This is a genomic window from Leifsonia sp. Root1293 (assembly GCF_001425325.1).
In the GTDB taxonomy this organism is placed as follows: Bacteria; Actinomycetota; Actinomycetes; order Actinomycetales; family Microbacteriaceae; genus Orlajensenia.
The window spans coordinates 1-20,445 of record NZ_LMEH01000002.1; the positions used below are offsets into that span (position 1 = coordinate 1).

The 20,445-nt window shown below is 69.5% G+C and carries 21 protein-coding genes; 12 read left to right on the forward strand and 9 right to left on the reverse strand.

The window, feature by feature from the left end; genetic code table 11:
- Window positions 1-437: 437 nt before the first annotated feature.
- Entirely contained in the window at window positions 438-968 is a 531-nt protein-coding gene (locus ASC59_RS11830) for an adenine phosphoribosyltransferase (protein ID WP_055823288.1), read from the reverse strand.
- A 188-nt stretch (window positions 969-1,156) separates the two neighbouring features.
- On the opposite strand from ASC59_RS11830, the gene purL reads away from it, so the two are divergent.
- From purL to ASC59_RS11845, 3 genes are read left to right on the forward strand one after another with little or no spacing between them, the layout of a single operon-like run.
- The gene (gene purL, locus ASC59_RS11835) at window positions 1,157-3,472 is read left to right on the forward strand and encodes a phosphoribosylformylglycinamidine synthase subunit PurL (RefSeq protein WP_055823291.1); all 2,316 of its coding nucleotides are present in this window, start codon (window positions 1,157-1,159) and stop codon (window positions 3,470-3,472) included.
- Window positions 3,472-4,119, forward strand: coding sequence for a hypothetical protein (locus tag ASC59_RS11840; protein ID WP_055823294.1), 648 nt, complete (start codon window positions 3,472-3,474; stop codon window positions 4,117-4,119). The genes purL and ASC59_RS11840 overlap by 1 nt, the downstream gene beginning before the upstream one ends.
- Window positions 4,120-4,121: 2 nt before the next feature.
- Window positions 4,122-4,613 carry an NUDIX domain-containing protein gene (locus ASC59_RS11845; protein ID WP_055823297.1) on the forward strand — a complete coding sequence of 164 codons (492 nt, stop codon included), beginning with the start codon at window positions 4,122-4,124 and terminating at the stop codon, window positions 4,611-4,613.
- A 52-nt stretch (window positions 4,614-4,665) separates the two neighbouring features.
- On the opposite strand, the gene ASC59_RS11850 is transcribed toward ASC59_RS11845, so the two are convergent.
- Entirely contained in the window at window positions 4,666-5,073 is a 408-nt protein-coding gene (locus ASC59_RS11850; protein ID WP_055823300.1) for a hypothetical protein, read from the reverse strand.
- 87 nt (window positions 5,074-5,160) lie between these two features.
- Between ASC59_RS11850 and ASC59_RS11855 the strand changes: the two genes are divergently transcribed.
- Window positions 5,161-5,583 (forward strand): GNAT family N-acetyltransferase, encoded by a 423-nt coding sequence (locus tag ASC59_RS11855; RefSeq protein ID WP_055823303.1) that lies wholly within the window; start codon window positions 5,161-5,163, stop codon window positions 5,581-5,583.
- An 18-nt stretch (window positions 5,584-5,601) separates the two neighbouring features.
- On the opposite strand, the gene ASC59_RS11860 is transcribed toward ASC59_RS11855, so the two are convergent.
- From ASC59_RS11860 to ASC59_RS11885, 6 genes are all read right to left on the reverse strand, one after another.
- The gene (locus ASC59_RS11860) at window positions 5,602-6,510 is read right to left on the reverse strand and encodes an SDR family NAD(P)-dependent oxidoreductase (RefSeq protein ID WP_055823306.1); all 909 of its coding nucleotides are present in this window, start codon (window positions 6,508-6,510) and stop codon (window positions 5,602-5,604) included.
- Window positions 6,507-6,857 carry a chorismate mutase gene (locus tag ASC59_RS11865; protein WP_055823309.1) on the reverse strand — a complete coding sequence of 117 codons (351 nt, stop codon included), beginning with the start codon at window positions 6,855-6,857 and terminating at the stop codon, window positions 6,507-6,509. The genes ASC59_RS11860 and ASC59_RS11865 overlap by 4 nt, the downstream gene beginning before the upstream one ends.
- 19 nt (window positions 6,858-6,876) lie before the next feature.
- Window positions 6,877-8,625, reverse strand: coding sequence for a SulP family inorganic anion transporter (locus ASC59_RS11870; protein ID WP_055823312.1), 1,749 nt, complete (start codon window positions 8,623-8,625; stop codon window positions 6,877-6,879).
- A 95-nt stretch (window positions 8,626-8,720) separates the two neighbouring features.
- Entirely contained in the window at window positions 8,721-9,614 is an 894-nt protein-coding gene (locus tag ASC59_RS11875; RefSeq protein ID WP_055825396.1) for a DMT family transporter, read from the reverse strand.
- 138 nt (window positions 9,615-9,752) lie between these two features.
- The gene (locus ASC59_RS11880; RefSeq protein WP_055823314.1) at window positions 9,753-11,357 is read right to left on the reverse strand and encodes a solute symporter family protein; all 1,605 of its coding nucleotides are present in this window, start codon (window positions 11,355-11,357) and stop codon (window positions 9,753-9,755) included.
- Window positions 11,357-11,713 (reverse strand): DUF485 domain-containing protein, encoded by a 357-nt coding sequence (locus ASC59_RS11885; protein ID WP_055823317.1) that lies wholly within the window; start codon window positions 11,711-11,713, stop codon window positions 11,357-11,359. Before ASC59_RS11885 ends, ASC59_RS11880 begins: the two co-directional genes overlap by 1 nt.
- A 194-nt stretch (window positions 11,714-11,907) precedes the next feature.
- On the opposite strand from ASC59_RS11885, the gene ASC59_RS11890 reads away from it, so the two are divergent.
- From ASC59_RS11890 to ASC59_RS11905, 4 genes are read left to right on the forward strand one after another with little or no spacing between them, the layout of a single operon-like run.
- Window positions 11,908-13,113: a histidine kinase gene (locus ASC59_RS11890; protein ID WP_055823320.1), complete on the forward strand. Its 1,206-nt coding sequence runs from the start codon at window positions 11,908-11,910 to the stop codon at window positions 13,111-13,113.
- Window positions 13,110-13,865 (forward strand): LytR/AlgR family response regulator transcription factor, encoded by a 756-nt coding sequence (locus ASC59_RS11895; protein WP_235492713.1) that lies wholly within the window; start codon window positions 13,110-13,112, stop codon window positions 13,863-13,865. Before ASC59_RS11890 ends, ASC59_RS11895 begins: the two co-directional genes overlap by 4 nt.
- Window positions 13,862-14,287, forward strand: a complete 426-nt coding sequence (locus tag ASC59_RS11900) for a hypothetical protein (protein ID WP_055823323.1) — start codon at window positions 13,862-13,864, stop codon at window positions 14,285-14,287. The genes ASC59_RS11895 and ASC59_RS11900 overlap by 4 nt, the downstream gene beginning before the upstream one ends.
- Entirely contained in the window at window positions 14,284-15,759 is a 1,476-nt protein-coding gene (locus ASC59_RS11905) for a sodium/solute symporter (protein WP_055823326.1), read from the forward strand. The genes ASC59_RS11900 and ASC59_RS11905 overlap by 4 nt, the downstream gene beginning before the upstream one ends.
- A 115-nt stretch (window positions 15,760-15,874) precedes the next feature.
- Here the strand turns inward: ASC59_RS11905 and ASC59_RS11910 are convergent, their stop codons facing one another.
- Window positions 15,875-16,528, reverse strand: a complete 654-nt coding sequence (locus tag ASC59_RS11910) for a GNAT family N-acetyltransferase (protein ID WP_055823329.1) — start codon at window positions 16,526-16,528, stop codon at window positions 15,875-15,877.
- A gap of 123 nt (window positions 16,529-16,651) precedes the next feature.
- Between ASC59_RS11910 and ASC59_RS11915 the strand changes: the two genes are divergently transcribed.
- The 4 genes from ASC59_RS11915 (at window position 16,652) to ASC59_RS11930 (ending at window position 20,338) form a co-directional block, all read left to right on the forward strand.
- The gene (locus ASC59_RS11915; RefSeq protein WP_055823332.1) at window positions 16,652-16,864 is read left to right on the forward strand and encodes an Rv0909 family putative TA system antitoxin; all 213 of its coding nucleotides are present in this window, start codon (window positions 16,652-16,654) and stop codon (window positions 16,862-16,864) included.
- Between the two features lie 65 nt (window positions 16,865-16,929).
- The gene (locus ASC59_RS11920) at window positions 16,930-17,586 is read left to right on the forward strand and encodes a TetR/AcrR family transcriptional regulator (RefSeq protein ID WP_055823334.1); all 657 of its coding nucleotides are present in this window, start codon (window positions 16,930-16,932) and stop codon (window positions 17,584-17,586) included.
- The gene (locus ASC59_RS11925; RefSeq protein WP_200942394.1) at window positions 17,583-18,332 is read left to right on the forward strand and encodes a hypothetical protein; all 750 of its coding nucleotides are present in this window, start codon (window positions 17,583-17,585) and stop codon (window positions 18,330-18,332) included. Before ASC59_RS11920 ends, ASC59_RS11925 begins: the two co-directional genes overlap by 4 nt.
- The gene (locus ASC59_RS11930; RefSeq protein ID WP_055823336.1) at window positions 18,329-20,338 is read left to right on the forward strand and encodes a YhgE/Pip domain-containing protein; all 2,010 of its coding nucleotides are present in this window, start codon (window positions 18,329-18,331) and stop codon (window positions 20,336-20,338) included. The genes ASC59_RS11925 and ASC59_RS11930 overlap by 4 nt, the downstream gene beginning before the upstream one ends.
- Window positions 20,339-20,445: the final 107 nt, after the last annotated feature.

The window sequence follows — 20,445 nt, forward strand, 5'->3', positions numbered from 1 at the left end:
CGCTAGAAACGGATCACACACACACGAGGTTTTTGGCATTTGACATTGTGCACGCTGTTGAGTTCTCAAGGATCGGACGCTCCCGACTTCACACCCATAAAGGTGATCAACTCCGAGGCAACTTCTCTATATTACCCGTCTCGTTCTCGCTGTCAAATCGAGTGTTTCGCGCCTGACCGAGCATCCTCATTGGGACTGACTCGACGTACGCGACTCGAAGCTTGACGCTTGCACGAGAGCGGGTGAACCCCTGGCGCAGATGTAGTCCGAAGACTTTTCGTCTGTGTGTTCCAGGGGGTGATCCCCACTTGAGGCCGGCGAGCACGATTCTGATGAACCTTGGCGCTCTGCCGCACCTTTGGGGTGATGAGTAATAAGTTACGTGGCCGGAACGCTCGTCGCAAATTCGGGGAGCAGCCCGGGCGTGTCGGTCGGTTTCAGGCCTGCAGGAGGCTGAACACCTCGTATTCGGCGAGCTGCTCGCGGCCGCCCAGGCCCTCGAGCTCGAGCGTGACCGCGACGCCGGCGACAGCCCAGCCGGCACGTTCGATGAGGCGGCAGGCCGCCTGCGCCGTGCCACCCGTGGCGAGGACGTCGTCGATGACGAGCACGCGGGAGCCAGCGGGCAGTTCGTCTTCGTGGACTTCGAGGCTCGCGACTCCGTACTCCAGCTCGTACGTCTCAGTGATGACGCGACGGGGGAGCTTGCCCGCTTTGCGGACCGGCAGCACACCCGCACCGGTCAGGATCGAGGCGCCACCCGCGATGATGAAGCCGCGCGCCTCGAGCCCGCCGAGGATGTCGAAGGTGCCGGCGAACGGCGCCACCAGCGCCTCGCACATCACCCTGAAGGCAGCGGCATCAGCGAACACCGGCGTCAGGTCCTGGAACTGGATGCCCGCTTCCGGGAAGTCGGGGATCACGTGGATCCGTGCGGACACCTGTTCAGCTGCAGTCGGGTTGCTCACGCAGTCAGGCTATCCCGGGCACCGTTCCGAAGAGCGCCGGCCGCTCGGCCCTCCGACCGAGGCAGGGACGACGGACCGGGCGCCATCGGCCGACGGTAGACTGAGCCGGTCAGGCTGTCCCGCTGAGATCGCCCGCGCTTCGCGCCGGGCCCGTCGAAGCGCCCCCCTTCTTCTGGAGTTCGCCACCCGTGACCACTTCCACTCCCACCGTGCCCGTGCTCGACACCATCGAGAACGCTGCAGCCACTCCCGAGAAGGAGCAGCCGTATGCGGCTCTCGGGCTGAAGCCCGATGAGTACCAGAGCATCCGCGACATCCTGGGCCGCCGCCCGACCAGCGGCGAGCTCGCCATGTACTCGGTGATGTGGAGCGAGCACTGCTCCTACAAGAGCTCGAAGAACTACCTGCGCCAGTTCGGCCAGAAGGTCTCCCCCGCCATGAAGAAGAACCTCATGGTGGGCATGGGCGAGAACGCCGGCGTCGTCGACGTCGGCGAGGGCTGGGCCGTCACCTTCAAGATCGAGTCGCACAACCACCCCTCTTACATCGAGCCCTTCCAGGGTGCCGCGACGGGCGTCGGCGGAATCGTCCGCGACATCATCTCGATGGGCGCACGCCCCGTCGCCGTGATGGATGCGCTCCGCTTCGGCGCGATCGACCACCCGGACACCGCCAGGGTCGTTCACGGCGTGGTGTCCGGCATCTCGTTCTACGGCAACTGCCTCGGCCTTCCGAACATCGGCGGCGAGACCTGGTTCGATTCCGTCTACCAGGCCAACCCGCTGGTCAACGCCCTCGCGGTCGGCGTGCTGCGACACGAGGACCTGCACCTCGCCAACGCCCGCGGCGTCGGCAACAAGGTCGTGCTGTTCGGCGCCCGCACCGGTGGCGACGGCATCGGCGGAGCATCCATCCTCGCCTCCGACACCTTCGCAGAGGGCGGCCCGACCAAGCGGCCAGCGGTCCAGGTGGGCGACCCGTTCGCCGAGAAGGTGCTCATCGAGTGCTGTCTTGAGCTCTACCGCGGCGAGCTCGTCGAGGGCATCCAGGATCTGGGCGCCGCCGGCATCAGCTGCGCCACCTCAGAGCTGGCCTCGAACGGCGACGGCGGCATGCACATCACCCTCGACAACGTTCTGCTGCGCGACCCGTCGCTGAACGCCGAGGAGATCCTCATGTCGGAGAGCCAGGAGCGCATGATGGCCATCGTGCACCCCGACAAGCTCGAGGGCTTCCTCGCCGTCACCTCCAAGTGGGACGTCGAGACCAGCGTGCTCGGCGAGGTCACGGACACCGGCCGACTCATCATCGAGTGGCAGGGCGGCGTGATCGTCGACGTCGACCCGCGCACCGTGGCCGTCGACGGGCCCGTCTACGACCGCCCGGTCGCGTACCCCAGCTGGATCGACGCGCTGCAGGCCGACTCGGCATCCGCCCTTCCCCGCAGCTCCGACGGCCCGGCCCTGCGTGCCCAGCTGCTGCAGCTGATGGGCAGCGCCAACCTGGCCGACGCCTCGTGGATCACGAGCCAGTACGACAAGTACGTGCTCGGCAACACGGCGCTCAGCTACCCGGACGACGCGGGCATGGTGCGCGTCGACGAGGAGTCGGGACTCGGCTTCTCGGTGGCGACGGACGCCAACGGCCGCTACTGCCAGCTCGACCCGCGCCAGGGAGCTCGACTCGCCCTGGCCGAGGCGTACCGCAATGTCGCGGCATCCGGTGCCGTCCCCGTGGCCATCTCGGACTGCCTGAACTTCGGCTCCCCCGAGAACCCCGAGGTCATGTGGCAGTTCTCCGAGGCAGTGACGGGCCTGGCCGACGGATGCCTCGAGCTCGAGATCCCCGTGACCGGTGGCAACGTCTCGTTCTACAACCAGACCGGTGACGTGCCGATCCACCCCACCCCCGTCGTGGCCGTTCTCGGCGTGATCGACGACGTCGCCCGACGCATCCCGTCGGGCTGGCAGGACGAGGGTCACAACATCTACCTCCTCGGAACGACGCGCGAGGAGCTCGACGGCTCGGCCTGGGCCGATGTCGTGCACGGTCACCTCGGCGGACTGCCGCCGCAGGTCGACCTGGCCGGCGAGAAGCGACTCGGCGAGCTGCTGCGTGCAGCCGCTGTCGAGGGCCTCATCGACAGCGCCCACGACCTCTCCGATGGCGGCCTCGGCGTCGCCCTCTCGGAGAGCGTGCTGCGCTTCGGCCTGGGCGCCCGGGTCTGGCTCGGCGAGATCATCGAGCGCGACGGGGTCGACGCGGCGACGGCACTGTTCTCCGAGTCGGCCGGCCGCGTGATCGTGACGGTGCCGCGTGAGGACGACGTGAAGTTCCGTGGCCTGTGCGAGGGCCGGGACTACCCGGTGCTGCGCATCGGCGTGACGGATGCCGAACTCGGCGCTCTCGAGGTGCAGGATGCCTTCACTGTGCCGATCGACGAGTTGCGCACGACGAACCGCGCGCCGCTCGCCGACGCGTTCGGTCCTGTCGTCGGCTACTGATGCGCCGGGCGGGCATCGCCGGCACGGCGGCTCTCGCCGTCGTCATCCTGCTCTCGGCCTGCACGCCGGCGTCCGACGCGGGTGGTGCATCGACCACGCCACCGGCCACGCCGTCTCCGGCTGACGGCGGCGTCGTCGACGCCTCGGACTCACCGCTCTCCTTCGCCGCGAATCCGCGCTTCGAGGGCGACAAACTCCCGCAGATCGCAGACGGGCTCGTCTCCGACCCGCGCTGGACGCTCTCGAGCCCCGACGACGGCACCGGCTCGTGGGGGTACACCTCGAGTGATGAGGCCTGCACTCTCACATTGAGCCAGGTGCTGCTTCCCGAGGAGCTGACCGGGCGGACGGATGACCTCGACGCGACCCGCGCCTACCTCGCGGCCGTGCTGCAGGAGGACCCCCAGGTGGTCGAGGACAACGCGCAGGTTCACCAGTTCGCTGGAGGGGACGACCCGACCGAGGCACTGCTCCTGAGCTCCGGCGGCCAGGACGGCTCCGCCTGGTTCGTGCTCCTCCGGGTGTTCAGTTCGGTTGACGCCGCCGTCGGCGTGAGCGGCCAGTGCTCCGCCGGAACCGACGTGCGCACCGCCATCGCCACCGCAGAGGGCAAGCTCGGTATCGTCGCGCCTCTCGCCGCCGGCTGATCATGGCTGCGGTCGAGGACTACAGCGAGGCCTACGCGGGCGAACACGGGCGGTTCGCCCTGATTCCGGCGGCCTACGTCGTGCTGCGCCGCGGTGATGAGGTGCTGCTGCAGCGACGCGCGGGCACGGGCTACTACGACGGGTACTGGGCCGCCGGAGCCGCCGGACACGTCGAGCAGGGCGAGTCGGTGCTCGCCGCCGCTGCCCGGGAGGCGGTGGAGGAGCTCGGGGTGCTCGTCGAGGTGCGCGACCTCGAGACGCTCACTGTGATGCACCGCACCGGGGGAACTGGAGCCGCCATCGACGAGCGGCTCGACGTGTTCTTCTCCTGCACCCGCTGGACGGGCGAGCCCGCGTTGCAGGAGGACAAGGCCAGCGACCTGAGGTGGTTCGCGCTCGACGCCCTCCCTGAGCCGGTCGTGCCGCACGAGCTGGCCGTCCTCGAGGCTCTCCGCGACGGGGCGCTGGAGCCGGTGACGGCGTTCGGGTTCTGAGCGCGCGCTGCACCCGCGGACGTCGTCCTGGCCTCGGCCGACGCGGCGGACGTCACTCCGTGGCTCGGGCGATGACCACGAGCAGCGCCTGGCCATAGGCCTCGGCCGGCTCCGGATGCTCGAACGCCATCTCGGCGCCGTCGAGCTCGATCGTCACCTCGAAGCTGTCGGGGAGTCGGCGCAGCGCGCGGAACCTCGAGCGGAGCAGTTCGCGCAACTGGTCCTCGCGCGGCAGCCAGACGGCATCCGTCAGCGGCAGGGAGTCGAGGGCCCACTCCGTCGTGCCGTTGAACCCCAGCACCGTGCCCGTCGGGTGGTGCTGGGCCTCGATGGTCATCTCGCTGACGGTGAAGATGTCGTCGTCGAGATCGGGGATGTCGATCTGGAACCTGTCTCCGGACTCCGGCCGCCACACCAGGCCGGCGGTGCGCAGTTCGGCGGCGAGCTCTCGGGAGATCATCCCCCCATCGTGCCCGAGCCCTGCGACGCGCGATAGGGCGCCGCCCGGGTGACACCCGAATCGTCGGCAGTCTGACAGGATCGTGCCGTGGATCCGTATCCCCTGCGTGCCGCAACCGAAGCCGACGTCGACGCCCTGTTGGCGTTCTGGGCGCGCGCCGCCGAGAACGACGCCCGGCCGGCCGACAGTGCCGACGCCATCCGCGGCCTCATCGCCCGCGATCCGGAAGCCCTCGTGGTCGCGACCATCGGAAGCAGCATCGTCGGGTCGATCATCTCCGGTTGGGACGGCTGGCGGTTCCATCTCTATCGCCTCGCGGTCGATCCGGCGCTTCGGCGCCACGGGATCGGACGCGCGCTGCTGGATGCCGCCGAGAAGCGCCTGATCGCGCTCGGGGCGAGCCGCATCGACGCCATGGTGCTCGACGGCAACGAGCTGGGCCAGCGCATCTGGAGCGCCGCCGGCTACGTCCGGCAGGACGAGTGGGGCCGCTGGGTCAAGCCGGTGTGAGCGACGGCCCGGAACAGGTCACCCGGCGAGGATCGCCTCGGTCCGTTCCCAGAGCCGCGTGCCGATGGCCGGATCGGTGGACGCCCGGATCGGTCGGCGACGCACCGGGGCTCCCTGCGTGAGCAGACTCGGCCCGAAGTACCAGCCGCCCTGGGCAGCCGGATCCGTCGCCGCCCGCACGACCGGCCACGCACCCCGGTCCTTGCCCTGCGCCCAGAGGCCCTGGAGCGCGTCACCGAAGCGCTTCGCCCGGCTGGGCTCATTGACCCCGGGAACGCGCGGGCTCAGACCGCCGATCGAGTACCCGGGCTGGACGACGAGAGCCCGGGTGGTGCTGCCTGCCGCTCGCAGCCGCCGATCGAGTTCGAACCCGAAGGACTCGACCTCGAGCTTCGACTGGGCATAGGCCGTCCAGGAGTCGTAGGCGCCTGCGAGCTGCAGGTCGTCGAGCGCCGAACGGGTGAGCCTGGCCGCGAGCGAGCCGAGCAGGACGACACGGGCGCCGGGCGTGCTCTCGAGCGTCGGCAGCAGCCGGTTCACGAGGGCGAAGTGCCCCAGGTAGTTGGTGGCGAAGACGAGCTCGTTGCCGTCGAGGCTGACCTCGCGATCGCGGGGCGGATGCACGATCCCGGCGTTCGCGATGAGGCCATCGAGCCTCGGAAGGGCCGCGATGGCGTCGGCAGCAGCGGCGACGGAGGACAGGTCCGACACGTCGAGGTGAAGCGTGCCGACCGTCGACCGAGGCGCGCGCGTGCGGATGGCCATTGCCGCCGCATCCGCTCGCTCGTCGTTCCGACAGGCGAGGATGACCGAGGCTCCGGCGACGGCGAGTTGCGCAGCGGCGAAGAAGCCGACGCCGGCGTTGGCTCCGGTGACCACGAAGGTCCTGCCGACCTGGGAGGGGAGGTGGCGCGGGTCCCAGCTCACTGGGCGTCGCCGGATGCTTCGGGGGTCGCGGCGTCGCTGGCGAGACGCTCGTGGTGGTGGATGACCTCGGCCACCACGAAGTTGAACCACTTCTCGGCGAAGGCCGGATCGAGGTTCGCGTCGACGGCCAGGGCGCGCAGTCGTGCGATCTGACGCTTCTCGCGCTCGGGATCCGCCGCGGGCAACTCGTGCGCCGCCTTCAGGCGTCCCACCTGCTGGGTGAACTTGAAGCGCTCCGCCAGGAGGTGCACGAGGGCTGCATCGATGTTGTCGATGGACTGACGGATGCCGCCCAGCTCGGCGAGAGCCGCCTCGCGGTGGGCGTCCGGCGTCGTGGCATCAGGCATGTCTCGACCCTAATACGACTCACCGCTGTCCATCGTCGGCCGCGACACCGCCCGGCCGCTGAGCGGCCACGTAGGCCTCGGCGTCGGCGACGGCGCGCAGAACGGTGTCTCCGACCCACTCGGTGCTGCGGTAGACGTTCTCTGGGCCGATCAGGCTCTCGACCTTCTCGTGCTTCAGCTGGCTCAAGACGTGGTCGTTGCTCACCACCAGCTTGAGGAGCGAACCTCTCGCCTGGAGCCTGGTGGCATAGCCGCGCAGCACGTCGATGAGCGAGAGCCCGATCTCGTCGACGCCGCGCAGCCTGATGACGACGACCGATCCGGCACTCTCGGCCGTCACCATGGGCAGTCCCGTGGAGAACGTGGGTGCGCTCGCGAAGAACAGGCTGCCGTAGGGCTGGAGCACCACGACCTCGGCGCCCGGAAGGGTGCCGGGCGGCTGGGTCTCGCGCATCCGTCGCCCCTCGGTGAACTCCAGCCGAACCAGGCGCAGGCGATTCGACTGCGACGCGACGTACAGGATGATGCCGAGGCCCACTCCGAACAGCACGGCGAACTGCAGCGGAATGATGAGGGTGAGCACGAACGTCGTCGCCATGACGACGGTCTGCACGGGTCCGGTGCGCGCCACCGAGGCGATCTTGGCCGGCTTCACCGTGGTGACGCCCACCACGATGAGCAGTGCGGCGAGCGCCGGCATCGCGACGAAGCCGACGATCCCGGACAGCGTGAGGACGATGAGCGCCATCACTCCGCCCGCGAAGAAGAACGCCAGCCGGGAGCGCGCGCCGGCAGCGACGATCAGGGCCGAGCCCGACATCGATCCGCCGACGGGCGCACCCTGGAACAGCCCGGAGAGGATGTTTCCCGCGCCCTGCCCGATGAAGTCGCGTGAGGCATCGGCCGTGCGGCCGTCGACGTTGCGGAAGGCGCCGGAGACCGCCGCACCCTGCACGAGGCCGACGAGGGCGAGGGAGAGAGCCGGCACGAACAGCGGAACCACCTCGCCGAGATCGGGAAGCACCGGGCCGGGAAGGCCTGCCGGAACCTCGGTGATGTCGCGCACGAGGGCGACGGGAAGGCCGAGCACATCGGCGAACAGCACGGCGAGCGCCGACCCGAGGATGACGGCCACAACCATCCCCATCGCCCTGAGGGGCGTGCGCTGCAGCAGGACGATGCCGGCGATCGTCAGCACACCGACGAGCAGGGTGGGCCAGCTGATGCCGCCGATGTTCAGCAGCAGGTCGAAGGTGCGCTGGATCCGGCCGTCACCCCTGGCCGCATAGCCCGTGAAGTTGCCGAGCTGGCCCAGCACGATGTTGACGCCGACAGCGGTGATGAATCCGGTCATGACGGCGGTCGGGACGAAGCGCAGGAGTCGTCCACCCTTGAGGAGGCCGACTCCCACCATGATGACTCCGGTGAGCAGGCCGAGAGTGACGAGGGCTCCGGCGGGATCGGGTCGCGAGAGGATCGCGGCATCGGCGACCACGAGCGACATGGCCCCTGTCGCCTGCACGGCCATGAAGGAACTGCTGGTGAAGAGAGCCGCGCCCATCATGCCGAAGAGGTAGGCGTAGAGGCCCGAGACCGGGTTGAGCCCGGCGAGCAGTCCGGCCGCCAGCCCGTCCGGGACGCTCTCGACACCGAGAACCAGCCCGGCCATGGCATCGCGGCCGATGCTCTTGCGAGCGAAGCTGCTGCGGAGTCGCGGGAACCGCTTCGTCGGCTGCGACTGCGACGCCGGCTGCGGCTCCTCGGTCATGCTCGCTCCCATCCGGCACCAGTCTGTCGGATGCCGACTGCGCATGGGGAACGAGATCATCACCGTGCGAGGCGCGCCCGGTCACCGGCCGGAGTTCAGCCGACCGGCGCTGGCACCGGTCGGGCGAAGACGCGCAGCCGCTTCTGCGTCAGCAGGATGCCGAGGAGCACGAGCAGCGCGCCGACGGGCTCGTGCCAGGAGAAGGTCTCGCCGAGCACGAGTACCCCGAGGACGACCCCCACCACCGGCGTCACGTACGTGACGGTCGATGCGTTGGTGGGCCCCCACGCCCTCAGCACGTTGATGTTCCAGATGTAGACGACACCGGTGCCGAGCGCGCCGAGCGCGATCAGGCTGAGTGTGATGGGCCAGTCCAGCTCGACGGGACCTGCGGCCACGATCGGCGTCAGCAGCAGCATGAGAGCTCCGGCGATGCCGATGTTGAGGAAGGCGAAAGTCGCCCCGGCGATGGGTCGTCCGCTGAGGAAGCGTCGGGTGTACCCGAACGTGAAGCCGTAGCTGAGCGCGGAGCCGAGGCAGGCGAACTGGCCCCAGAGATCGCCCGTGATGGCGGCGTAGCCCCACGGGCCGATGATGACGACCACGCCGACGATGCCGACGACCACGCCCAGCACCTGGTCGCGCACGAGCTTCTCCACCCTGAACACCGCCGTCGCCATGATGGCCGTGGTGATCGGGGTGACGGCGTTGTAGATGGACGCCAGGCTCGACGAGACGTACTGCTCGGCCCAGGCGTAGAGGAGGTAGGGCACGACGCATCCGCTGATGGCGATGACGACGAAGTGCAGCCAGACCGCCGGTTCGCGGGGCAGGACAGGACCCCCGTCGACCCGCGGGCGGGTGACGAGGACGATGACGCCGAGCACCAGGGCACCGAGCACCAGTCGGGACCACGCGATCTGTCCGAAGCCGACGCCCTCGAGCGCGACCTTCATGAAGAGGAAGCTCGCCCCCCAGACGACGCCCATGCCGAGGAACTGGAGCCAGATGCCGAGGGTGCCGCGTGTGTTCACTCCCCAGACACTACGGCCGACGGCGGACCCCGGACGACGCGCGCGAACACGCTGTCCGGAATCCGCCGAAGGATGGCTGCCTGCGCACGTTCCCTAGTGCTCGGTCGCCTTCTCGGCTCCGATGCCGGTGAGCGAGCGCACCTCCATCTCGGCCTGCTTCTCGGGAGACTCGAGACGCTTGTCGAGCACGGTTCCGAGCCAGCCGAGGAAGAACGCCAACGGGATCGAGACGATACCGGGGTTCGACAACGGGAAGATGTCGAAGTCGGCTCCCTTGATCATGGCCGTCTCGTTGCCCGACACCACCGGGGAGAAGATGATGAGCACGATCGCCGAGATGAGGCCCCCGTACATGCTCCAGACGGCGCCCCGCGTCGTGAAGCGCTTCCAGAACAGCGAGTACAGGATGGTGGGCAGGTTCGCGGATGCCGCGATGGCGAACGCCAGCGCGACGAGGAACGCGACGTTCTGCCCGTTGGCCCCGATGCCGCCGATGATGGCGACGATGCCGATGACCACGACAGTGCGCCGGGCCACCTTCACCTCCGACCCGGGTTCGGCCTTGCCCTTCTTGATGACGCTCGCGTAGATGTCATGCGCGAACGACGCGGCAGCCGTGATGGTGAGACCGGCGACCACAGCGAGGATCGTCGCGAAGGCGATGGCCGAGATCAGGCCGAGCAGGATGGGGCCGCCCAGCTCGAAGGCGAGCAGCGGCGCCGCCGAGTTGGCGCCTCCGGGAGCAGCGGCGATGACGTCGGCGCCGATGAGGGCAGCCGCGCCGTAGCCGAGCACGAGGGTGAAGACATAGAAGATGCCGATCAGCCAGATGGCCCAGACCACGCTCTTGCGCGCCTCCTTGGCCGTCGGCACCGTGTAGAAGCGCATCAGCACGTGGGGCAGCGCTGCGGTTCCGAGAACCAGCGCCAGGCCCAGCGAGAGGAAGTCGAGCTTGGAGATCTCGCTCACGCCGTACTTGAGTCCGGGTTCCAGGATGGCCGGAGTGCCGGCCGTGGCGACGGCGTGCTCGAGCAGCGACGACAGGCTGAAGCCGTGCAGGGCCAGCACCCACACCGTCATCACGCCGGCACCGGCGATGAGCAGCACGGCCTTGATGATCTGCACCCAGGTCGTGCCCTTCATGCCGCCGATGAGCACGTACAGGATCATGAGCGCGCCGACGACGGTGATGACGACGGCCTGGCCGACTCCATCGCTGATGCCGAGGAGCAGGGAGACGAGTCCTCCGGCACCAGCCATCTGGGCGAGCAGGTAGAAGAAGCACACGGCGAGGGTCGTGATGGCGGCCGCGATGCGCACGGGTCGCTGCTTGAGCCTGAACGACAGCACGTCGGCCATCGTGTAGCGGCCGGTGTTGCGCAGCAGCTCGGCGACGAGAAGGAGGGCCACCAGCCACGCCACGAGGAAGCCGATGGAGTAGAGGAAGCCGTCGTAGCCGGTGATGGCGATCGCCCCGACGATGCCGAGGAAGGATGCCGCCGACAGGTAGTCACCGGCGATCGCCGATCCGTTCTGTCCACCGGTGAACGAGCGTCCGGCCGCGTAGTAGTCGGCCGCAGTCTTGTTGTTGCGGCTGGCTCGGAACACGATGATGAGCGTGATCGCGACGAAGGCGCCGAAGATGCAGATGTTGATCCACGGCTCGCCCGGCGATGCGCTGGTCTCGAGGTGCAGCATCAGCGGGTCACCCCCGTCGCGGGCTCGAGCTCGGCGCGGAGTTCGGCTGAGAGCGGGTCGAGGCGGCGGTTCGCGAAGCTGACATACCACATGGTCACGGCGAAGGTCGTGATGATCTGGGCGATGCCGAGCAGCAGGCCGATGTTGATGGCCCCGAACACCGGCGTCGACATGAAGTCATGCGCGTAACCGGCGAGCAGCACGTAGGCCAGGTACCAGAGCAGGCAGGCGATCGTGACGGGGAAGACGAAGCGGCGGTGCCGACTGCGCAGTTTCTGGAACTCCGGTGATTGCTGAACGGCGCGGAAGTCGACGGTCGATTCCGTCGTCTCAGCACCGGGGGCGTCGTTGCCCATGGCGTTCTCCTTCGAGAGTGGGGGAGCGACGACGCTTCCGCGCCGCGCCGCTGCGGTTCGTGCCCACTCTGCTGCGGTCGGTGCCGCATGAGGAGGGGCATCCGTTCGTCGTCGCCGAGCGGAGGGCACCGTGCGACGAGCGGATGCCGTCGGCCGGTGAACGATGCGGGCCGAGCGGATAGGGTCGTGAAGCGATGCCGGAGTCAGTGGTGATGATCGGCGCTGCGGGAATCCTCCTCGGCGTCGCGATCGCCGCTGCCTTCGCGATCGCTCGGCGGCTGGTGCGCGGATCGCGCGAGCTCGGCACCGATGCCGAACGCGCCACGTACACGACGCTGCACCTGGCCTCACGCGCCGCTTCGCACCTGCGCGGCGGGTTCGACGCCGGCGATGCGGCCAAGGCGGCACGCCCGCTGCGCATCCTGCTGGGCTGCGAGGCTCTCGCGATCACGGCCGGAACCGTGGTCGTCGCGCTCGATGGCGGAGACGACGCTGTGCGCGCCGAAGCTGGACGACTGGCTGCCGGCGTCTCGGGCGCGGTCTCAGGGCGCCGCGCGCAATTGCTGCGCGACTCCATCGCGTCGGGACGCACGCACCTCGACGCCGTGGTCGCCCCGGTGACCCGCGGCGGCGTCGTGACGGGATCCGTCATCGCATTCGCCCCGCGCGCCCGTGCCGGCCTCGTCCGGGCCACGGGCGAGGTAGCCGACTGGGTCTCGGCACAGCTCGAGCTCGGCGAACTCGACGCATCGCGCACGGCCCTGGCAGAACTGGAACTGCGAGCGCTGCGCGCCCAGATCAGCCCGCACTTCATCTACAACGCACTGAACGCGATCGCCTCCTTCATCAACACGGATCCGGCCAAGGCGCGCGAACTCGTGCTCGAGTTCGCCGACTTCACCCGCTACTCGTTCCGACGGCAGGGCGACTTCACCACCGTCGCCGAGGAACTGCGCAGCATCCACAGCTATCTCCAGCTCGAGCGGGCCCGGTTCGGCGAGCGCCTGTCGGTGACCCTGCAGATCGCTCCAGAGGTGCTCTCGACGGTGATCCCGTTCCTCAGCGTGCAGCCCCTGGTGGAGAACGCGGTACGTCACGGACTCGAGTCCCGGGAGACCGGAGGACGCATCACCATCAGCGCCGACGATGCCGGCGGCTTCGCCGAGATCAGCGTCGAGGACGACGGTGTCGGAATCGATCCCGCCGTCGTCGCCGAGGTACTGGCCGGAGGCGCGAGCGAGCACGTCGGCCTGCGCAACGTCGATTCGCGCCTGCGCCAGGTCTACGGCGACGAGTACGGCCTGGTGGTCGAGACCAACGTCGGCAGCGGGATGCTGGTGCGGATGCGGGTGCCGAAGTCCCAGCCCCACCACGAGATCGCAGGAGGTGGCATCCGATGACGGGCCGCCACATGAGCGTGCTCATCGCCGACGACGAGCGTCCGGCCCTCGACGAGCTGGCGTTCCTGCTGCGCCGCGACGTCAGGATCGGCTCGATCCACCTCGCATCATCGGGTGCCGAGGCACTGCGCCTGCTGTCCACCGAACGCATCGACGCCGCCTTCCTCGACATCCACATGCCCGGCCTGTCGGGCTTCGACCTCGCGCGGGCACTCGCGCGTTTCGAACACAGGCCCGCGCTCGTCTTCGTGACGGCGGACGAGGAGGGCGCCGTCGAGGCGTTCGACCTCGCTGCCGTCGACTATCTGCTGAAGCCCTTGCGCCCCGAGCGTCTGGAGCGTTCGGTCACCAGGGTGCTGGACGCGCTGCGCGCGGCATCCGTCTCTGGGCACCTGCCGCCCCAGCCCGAGGAGGCGATGATCTCGGTCAGCCTCGGTGGCACCACCCGCATCGTGCGACGCGACGACATCCGCTACGTACAGGCCCAGGGCGACTACGCCAGGCTGCACACGGCCGAGGCGAGCTACCTGGTGCGCATCCCGATGGCCGACCTCGAACGGCAGTGGGCGGATGCCGGTTTCGTGCGCATCCACCGCTCCTACCTGGTGGCGCTCGCCCATGTCACGCGCATCCGCCTCGGGGCCGTGCCACCCACGGTCACCGTCGACGGCGCCGAGCTGCCGGTGAGCCGCCGCCTCCTGCCGACCCTGCGCGAGACCCTCGAGGCCCGCCGCATCCGCCCGACGCCATGACCGGACCCGACCGCGGGCCGGTTCCGCCACCGCCGCCCCTTCCGCGGGTGCGGGTGACCGCGCCGCAGACGTCGGCGTCGAGAAGCGCCATCGGAGCCATCGGCCCGTCCACCGGAACGGGCTCGACACCGGCCATCCGACAGCAGCCCTCGGAGGCCGACAGGCTGTACGTGCGCTCGCTCATCCGCTCCCAACTGCGGCTCGCCGTCGTCTGCGCGCTCGGTTTCATCGTCGCGCTCGCCGCCATCATCATCGTCTCGGCTCTGCCGCCGCTCGCCGGTGCCGCCTGGGCCGGTGTCCCGCTCCCCTGGCTGCTGCTCGGATTCGGCGCCTACCCCGTCGTCCTCGTCATCGCGGTGCTCTACCGGCGGGCGTCGCGTCGGAACGAGAGCGGCTACAGCTCGCTGGCCGACGACTCGTGAACGCCGCCCTCGGCTACGCCTCCATCGCCATCGTGGCGCTGGCCACAGCACTGATCGGGTTCTACGGCCTCCGCGTCTCGCGCACGACGAGCGACTTCTACGTGGCGTCGCGTACCGTCCGCCCGTGGTGGAACGCCTCCGCCATCGGCGGCGAGTACCTCTCGGCGGCGAGCTTCCTCGGAATCGCCGGACTCATCCTGCTCTCGGGCTCGGGAGGGTTGCTCTTCCCCATCGGCTACACCGCCGGATACCTCATGCTCCTGCTGTTCGTGGCGGCTCCGCTGCGGCGATCCGGCGCCTACACGATCCCCGATTTCGTGGAGGCGAGGCTCGAGTCGCGCACCGCCCGGCGTCTCACCAGCGTGATCGTCATCGTGGTCGGCTGGTTCTACATCGTGCCGCAACTGCAGGGAGCCGCTCTCACCGTGAACATCACGACGGGCCTGCCGCCGTGGGTGGGATCCGTGGCCGTCGCCGTCATCGTGGGCATCGTCGTCGCGGCGGGCGGCATGCGCTCGATCACCTTCGTTCAGGCGTTCCAGTTCTGGCTCAAGCTCGTCGCCATCGCCGTGCCCGTGGTCTTCGTGCTTCTGGCGGTCACCGATGGAACCCCGAGCTCACTCGATGCCGGCACGGCCTTCCCGGCATCCGTCGGCCCGCAATCGCTCGATGCCTACCGCACGATCTCGCTGCTCGTCGCGCTGCTGCTCGGCACGATGGGGCTGCCGCACGTGCTCGTGCGGTTCTACACGAACCCCGATGGCGACGCCGCGCGCACGACAACCCTCATCGTGCTCGGGCTGCTGTCGGTGTTCTACCTCTTCCCGGTGATCATCGGCATGCTCGGCCGGGCCTTCGCGCCCGACATCGCCGACGCGGGAACCGCCGACGCCCTCGTGCTGCTCCTTCCCGGTCGGATGCTTCCGGGACTGCTCGGCGACGCCGTCACGGCCCTCGTCATCGCCGGAGCGTTCGGGGCGTTCCTGTCGACGAGCTCAGGACTCGTGGTCTCCCTCGCCGGCGTGATCAGCCAGGAGCTCCTGGGAGGGAGCGTGCGCGGGTTCAGGATCGCGGCGATCGCGTGTTCGCTGGTTCCCCTGGCGGTCGCGCTGATGACGGCGTCGTCGGGACTGGCGGGAAGCGTCGGCCTGGTGTTCGCCTTCACGGCGTCGACGCTCTGCCCTGTGCTTCTGCTCGGCATCTGGTGGCGCGGGCTGACGGCGCGGGGCGCCATCGCGGGCATGACCTCTGGTGCACTGCTGTGCGGAGCGGCGATCCTCGCGGGCCCGGCGATCGCTCAGGCGGTGCCGGCACTCCGGACGGTGCTGGAGCTGCCCGCAGCGTGGACCGTGCCTCTGGCCGTCGGCGTGACGGTACTGGTGTCGCTGCTCGACCGGGGCCGCGTTCCGCGCGGTGTCGACCACCTGCTGGCGCGCCTGCACGTGCCGGAGCGGCCTCCCTCTGCTCGCTGAGGCCCGGACGCAGTCCGCGGTCGAAGCGCCGCCTCGGTGCGCTTCGGGCGGTCGCTGCGCTCGGCCCTCTGCGAGCGGAGTCGTCTCCGAGCGGAGTCGTTGGCGAGCGGAGTCGTCAGCGAGCGGAGTAAGGGCGAAGGACCACAGGGTCGCCGCTCCCTGCCTCCAGGCGTGCGAGCAGCCCGGCGCGCACCGCTGGCCACTCGTCCACGAGGATCGAGTAGACCGCGGTGTCGCGCCAACTGCCGTCGGCGCGAGGACGCTCGCGGCGTACGATGCCCTCGAACTGCGCGCCGAGCTTGAGAATGGCCGCGCGGGAGCGGTCGTTGAGCGCATCCGCCTGGATCTTCACACGCCCGAACCCGCTGTCGAAGGCACGGCCGAGCAGCAGGAGCTTCGTCTCGGGGTTCACGGCCGTTCCCCACACGCGTGGATCGTAGGCCGTCCATCCGATGTGCGTCGACTCCAAGGGCAGATCGAAATCGGCCAGGGTGCTCGACCCGACCAGTCGGCCGTCGTCATGGCCACCGACGAGGCGGATGGCGTAGGGCTGGGCGAGCTCGCTGTCGAACCTGTACCCCTGCTCGGCCCATGCCAGGAATCCCACCCGATCCGCACGGAAGCCGGCCGGACCGCCACCGAATCCGCCGGCGAAGACCTCGGGATGGGCGAGGGCGTCGTAGAGCTCGGGGAGGTGCGCCCTGGTCAGGGGTTCGATCGCGATGAATCGTCCGACGAGCGGTTCGAACGGGGGAAGAACGGCGGTCATCCATCGATTCTCGCAGTCGGTGCGCCCCGTGCGCGGCGCCGGGCCTTCCGGCTGCCCTGTCCCGGCCCGCATCCGAGGGCTAACGTGAACGTCAGAAGCCCTCGACGATGAATGGAGACACCGATGTCCGGACTCGATGACGTGACGAAGAAAGCCCAGGAGTTCCTGAACAGTGATCAGGTGAAGGGCGCATTGAAGAGCGAACAGGCCGAGGACATCAGCGACAAGCTCCTCTCAGGGGTGGCGGATGCCGCCAACAAGGTCACCGGTGGCAAGTTCGAGTCGCAGATCGACGGCGCGAAGGACGCGGCCGACAAGGCGGTCGGCACCGACTGATCGCCGCGCTCCCAGCTGACTCTCAATAACTTGCACACCGTTGTGCAAGTTATTACACTGGAGCCATGACCTCCGCCGCTGTGGGCGCCCGCCGGGCTCCCCGGCGAGACGCCGAAGAGAATCGCTCCGCCCTGCTCGATGCAGCGACGACCGTCCTGGGCTCCGATCCCGATGCGTCGCTCGAGGCCATCGCTGCTGCAGCGGGTCTCAGCAGGCGCGCCGTCTACGGCCACTTCGCCAACCGCGAGGAACTCGTGGCGGCGTCCGTCGAGCGCGGAGCCGTGCGCCTGGCCGCCGCGACGATGGATGTCGACAGGGCCGACGCCCGGGTCGCACTCGCCCTGCTCGGCGCACGCCTCTGGGACGCCGTCGAGCAGGTGCGCGTGCTGGCGAGCCTCGCGGTGCGTGGCCCGTCGCTCGCCGTCGTGGGCGAGGCTCTCGCGCCGGTGCGATCCCGGCTCTTGGCGATCGTGACAGCGGGGGCGGCATCCGGGAGCATCCGCGACGACATCCCGCCGGCTTCCCTCAGCCGCCTGATCGAGCAGGCCGCCATCGCCGTGCTCGTCGAGGCGACGGAGAGCGGCTTCACCCGTGACGACGGTCATCGGGTCGTCATGCTCATCGCCCTGTCGACGGCCGGATTGTCGGCGCGCGAGGCGAACCAGCTCATCGATTCAACCCCGGAACTCCACCACCCCCTCCCCGAGGACGCGCAAGCATGAAGATCGAGCTCATCGGCGTGAGCAAGGGCCGCAACGGCTCGTCATTGCCCGAGACCACCGTGCGATTCGAGACCGACGTCGCCACTCTCGCCCGCGCCGAGACGGAGCGTCGCCCCACGGTGCTCGGCCTCATGGCCTCTGGGCGGATGCGGCCGGACACCGGGCGCGTGCTCATCGACGGCGTCGCCGACAATGCAGCACTGCGGACAAGGGTGGCGCTGGTCGATGCCCCCGACGTGAGCGACCCAGCAGCCGACGTCACCGTGACGGGCGTCGTCATGGAGGAACTGATGTTCGCCGGGCTTCCTGGAAGCCGCCGGGATGCGATGCTCACCCTCGCGCAACTCGAGCTCGGCGACTACGCCAGGACGAGCATGGCCGACCTGCCCCCCTCCGTGCGCGTGCGACTGCTCACCGAGCTCGCCGTCCTGCGCGACGGAGTCGAGGGCCTCGTGATCGCAGCACCGGACCGGCACGGCGGCGATCCGCTCGAGTGGTGGCGCATCGCTCGGGCCCTCGCCGCTCGGGGCTACGCGGTGCTGGTCATCGCCGGTGACGCCTCAGCGGCCGCGATCGGCGCCGAGGGTCTGCTCGCCAGGCTCGAGAGCGAAGCCCAGCCGATCGAACCACCGCCATCCGAGCCGCGGGTGCCTGAGTCCCCGACAGCCGGATCCCCGACATCCGATTCCCCGACACCGGAGTCACGACCGACAGAATCACGACCGACAGAAGGAGGTGCGGCATGAAGGTTCCGCAGATGATCGCAGCCGAACTCCGGCGCCTCACCTCATCGCGCATGTCCGTCATCGCCCTGATCGCCTTGGTGTGCGTTCCCGTCATCTACGGCGGCCTGTACCTCTGGGCCAATCAGGACCCCTATGCCAAGCTCTCAGAGGTGCCCGTGGCCCTCGTCGTCGACGACACCGGCGCCGCTGACGGCAACAAGGGCGACGACGTGGCCGACAACCTCATCGAGGCCGGCACCTTCGACTGGCACGAGGTCTCCAGCCAGGCCGCAGAGGCCGGGGTCGCGAACGGCACCTACGACTTCAGCGTCACCTTCCCGGCGGACTTCACCACCGACCTCGAGTCATCGTCGACGGATGAACCGCGCAAGGCCGAGGTGGTGCTCAGCACCAACGACGCCAACAGCTACCTGGCCAGCACCATCGGCGAGCAGGCGGTGAAGACGATCCAGACCCAGATCGTGAGGACAGTCGGCAAGAACGCGGCGATCACCTTCCTCGACTCCCTCTCCGAGATCCGGGGCAAGCTCGCCGAGGCTGCCGACGGTGCGTCGCAGCTGGCGGACGGCGCAGCCCCGGCCGTGGACGGAAGTGGGCAACTCGCCGCTGGAGCGTCAGCCCTCGCCACCGGAACTGCGACCCTCGCGACGGGTTCGGCCACCCTCTCGAGCGGTCTCGCCCAGCTCTCGGCCGGCGCCGGCAGCGCCGCCGATGGAGCAGCACAGCTGTCGACGGGGTCGGCGACCCTCTCGGATGGCGCCGCGCAGACCGCCGCGGGCGCAGCACAGGTGGCCGACGGCAACGCCGCGCTCGCCGCACGGGCCGACGCGATCGGTTCGGCGGTGGGAGACGCCGCCGCGGCCCTGCCGCAGACCAGGGCCGACATCCGTCAGCGCCTGATCGACGCCGGAGCAGACCCGGCGACGGTCGATGAGGCCCTCGCGCTGCTCGATCCGCTCGACGGCAGGATCCAGGACGCGAACGCCACCGTGCAGGGTGCCGTCGGGCAGATCGACCAGCTCTCAGCCGGGGCCGCTCAGGTCGCGGCCGGAACCCAGCAGGTGGCCGACGGCTCCGCCCAGCTCGCATCGGGCGCGAGCACTCTCGCCGACGGCACGTCGACGCTCGCGAGCAAGACCGCCGAGGCGGCGTCCGGCGCCGCCCAGCTGGCGTCGGGAGCGGCCACGGCATCCGACAGCGCCGCGAAGCTGAGCACGGGCGCCACCGAGCTCGCCGACAAGCTGCCGGCCCTCGAGTCCGGCGCCGCGGAGCTGCGCGACGGCCTTCTCGCCGGGCGCGACCAGATCCCCGACAGCTCGCAGGCGACGCGCACCGCCCAGGCCGCGAACATCGCCGACCCCGTCACGCTCGAGACGGGCGCCGTCACGAGCGCCGGAAGCTACGGCGCCGGTCTCGCGCCGTTCTTTGCGGCCCTCGCCGGATGGATCGGCATCTACGCGCTGTTCCTCATCGTCAAGCCGGTCTCGCGCCGCGCCGTCACCGCCCTGCACTCGCCGATCCGGGTGACTCTGGCCGGATGGCTCACGCCGACTCTGCTCGGCGCCGTGCAGATGTCGTCGCTCTACCTCGTGCTGTCCTGGGCGCTGGGCTTCAGGATCGAGAACCCAGCCGGCATGCTCGGGATCATGCTGCTCGCGTCGGCGACCTTCGCGGCCATCGTGCTGGCGCTGAACGTCTGGCTCGGCAGTGTCGGCCAGTTCCTCGGTCTCGTGCTCATGGTGCTGCAGCTGGTCACCGCAGGGGGGACCTTCCCTTGGCAGACCCTGCCCAGCCCGCTGGCCGGGCTCCATCACGTTCTGCCGATGGGCTTCGTCGTCGACGCCCTGCGACAGGCGATGTACGGCGGAAACCCGGCTGCGGCCTGGAGCGACGTCGGCGTTCTGCTGCTCTGGCTGGTGGGGGCGTTCACTCTCGCCGCGATCGGAGTGACCCGGATGACGCATCACCGCACGTTGCGGGATCTCCGTCCGAGCCTCATCGGCTAGGCCGACGGCGGCGCTTCAGAGCGCGCCGAGCCGCCCAGATGGCGAGCAGGCCGCCGAGCGCCAGCACGGCGAGCGGCAGCGCGATCAGCATCCGTTCACGAGGAGAG